Source organism: Streptomyces microflavus (genome assembly GCF_014650075.1).
GTDB lineage: Bacteria > Actinomycetota > Actinomycetes > Streptomycetales > Streptomycetaceae > Streptomyces > Streptomyces microflavus.
In genome coordinates this window covers 1-2,500 of record NZ_BMUG01000029.1, presented here as the reverse complement: position 1 = coordinate 2,500, position 2,500 = coordinate 1, and the positions used below count along the sequence as shown (strand labels likewise).

At 51.3% G+C, this 2,500-nt stretch carries 1 rRNA gene (cut by a window edge); it reads left to right on the top strand.

What is annotated here, in order from left to right:
• Positions 1 to 2,409 (top strand): 23S ribosomal RNA (locus IE264_RS37715); it begins 514 nt to the left of the window's first position.
• Positions 2,410 to 2,500: the final 91 nt, after the last annotated feature.

Genomic DNA, 2,500 nt, shown 5'->3' with positions numbered 1-2,500 from the left:
GGAAAGGTGAAAAGCACCCCGGAAGGGGAGTGAAAGAGATCCTGAAACCGTGTGCCTACAAATAGTCAGAGCCCGTTAACGGGTGATGGCGTGCCTTTTGTAGAATGAACCGGCGAGTTACGATCCCGTGCGAGGTTAAGCTGAAGAGGCGGAGCCGCAGCGAAAGCGAGTCTGAATAGGGCGTTTAGTACGTGGTCGTAGACCCGAAACCAGGTGATCTACCCATGTCCAGGGTGAAGTTCAGGTAACACTGAATGGAGGCCCGAACCCACGCACGTTGAAAAGTGCGGGGATGAGGTGTGGGTAGCGGAGAAATTCCAATCGAACCTGGAGATAGCTGGTTCTCCCCGAAATAGCTTTAGGGCTAGCCTTAAGTGTAAGAGTCTTGGAGGTAGAGCACTGATTGGACTAGGGGTCCTCATCGGATTACCGAATTCAGTCAAACTCCGAATGCCAATGACTTATCCTTAGGAGTCAGACTGCGAGTGATAAGATCCGTAGTCAAAAGGGAAACAGCCCAGACCGCCAGCTAAGGTCCCAAAGTGTGTATTAAGTGGAAAAGGATGTGGAGTTGCTTAGACAACTAGGATGTTGGCTTAGAAGCAGCCACCATTTAAAGAGTGCGTAATAGCTCACTAGTCGAGTGACTCTGCGCCGAAAATGTACCGGGGCTAAATACACCACCGAAGCTGCGGATTGATACCGAATGGTATCAGTGGTAGGGGAGCGTTCTAAGGACAGTGAAGTCAGACCGGAAGGACTGGTGGAGTGCTTAGAAGTGAGAATGCCGGTATGAGTAGCGAAAGACGGGTGAGAATCCCGTCCACCGAATGCCTAAGGTTTCCTGAGGAAGGCTCGTCCGCTCAGGGTTAGTCAGGACCTAAGCCGAGGCCGACAGGCGTAGGCGATGGACAACAGGTTGATATTCCTGTACCACCTCTTTATCGTTTGAGCAATGGAGGGACGCAGAAGGATAGAAGAAGCGTGCGATTGGTTGTGCACGTCCAAGCAGTTAGGCTGATAAGTAGGCAAATCCGCTTATCGTAAAGGCTGAGCTGTGATGGGGAAGCTCCTTATGGAGCGAAGTCTTTGATTCCCCGCTGCCAAGAAAAGCTTCTAGCGAGATAAAAGGTGCCTGTACCGCAAACCGACACAGGTAGGCGAGGAGAGAATCCTAAGGTGTGCGAGAGAACTCTGGTTAAGGAACTCGGCAAAATGACCCCGTAACTTCGGGAGAAGGGGTGCTTTCTTAACGGAAAGCCGCAGTGAATAGGCCCAAGCGACTGTTTAGCAAAAACACAGCTCTCTGCGAAGCCGTAAGGCGAAGTATAGGGGGTGACACCTGCCCGGTGCTGGAAGGTTAAGGAGAGGGGTTAGCGTAAGCGAAGCTCTGAACTGAAGCCCCAGTAAACGGCGGCCGTAACTATAACGGTCCTAAGGTAGCGAAATTCCTTGTCGGGTAAGTTCCGACCCGCACGAAAGGTGTAACGATTTGGGCACTGTCTCAACCAGAGACTCGGTGAAATTATAGTACCTGTGAAGATGCAGGTTACCCGCGACAGGACGGAAAGACCCCGTGGAGCTTTACTGTAGCCTGATATTGAATTTTGGTACAGTTTGTACAGGATAGGCGGGAGCCTTTGAAACCGGAGCGCTAGCTTCGGTGGAGGCGCTGGTGGGATACCGCCCTGACTGTATTGAAATTCTAACCTACGGGTCTTATCGACCCGGGAGACAGTGTCAGGTGGGCAGTTTGACTGGGGCGGTCGCCTCCTAAAGTGTAACGGAGGCGCCCAAAGGTTCCCTCAGAATGGTTGGAAATCATTCGTAGAGTGCAAAGGCATAAGGGAGCTTGACTGCGAGACCTACAAGTCGAGCAGGGACGAAAGTCGGGCTTAGTGATCCGGTGGTTCCGCATGGAAGGGCCATCGCTCAACGGATAAAAGCTACCCCGGGGATAACAGGCTTATCTCCCCCAAGAGTCCACATCGACGGGGAGGTTTGGCACCTCGATGTCGGCTCATCGCATCCTGGGGCTGTAGTCGGTCCCAAGGGTTGGGCTGTTCGCCCATTAAAGCGGTACGCGAGCTGGGTTCAGAACGTCGTGAGACAGTTCGGTCCCTATCCGTCGTGGGCGTAGGAAATTTGAGAGGAGCTGTCCTTAGTACGAGAGGACCGGGATGGACGCACCGCTGGTGTACCAGTTGTTCTGCCAAGGGCATAGCTGGGTAGCTATGTGCGGAAGGGATAAGTGCTGAAAGCATCTAAGCATGAAGCCCCCCTCAAGATGAGATTTCCCATAGCGTAAGCTAGTAAGATCCCTGAAAGATGATCAGGTTGATAGGTTCGAGGTGGAAGCATGGTGACATGTGGAGCTGACGAATACTAATAGATCGAGGACTTAACCATATAATATGTAGCAATGTTATCTAGTTTTGAAGGAATATAAAAAACTTGTTGACTTTTAAAGTTAAATAAGTTATAATGATTCTTGTCTTAA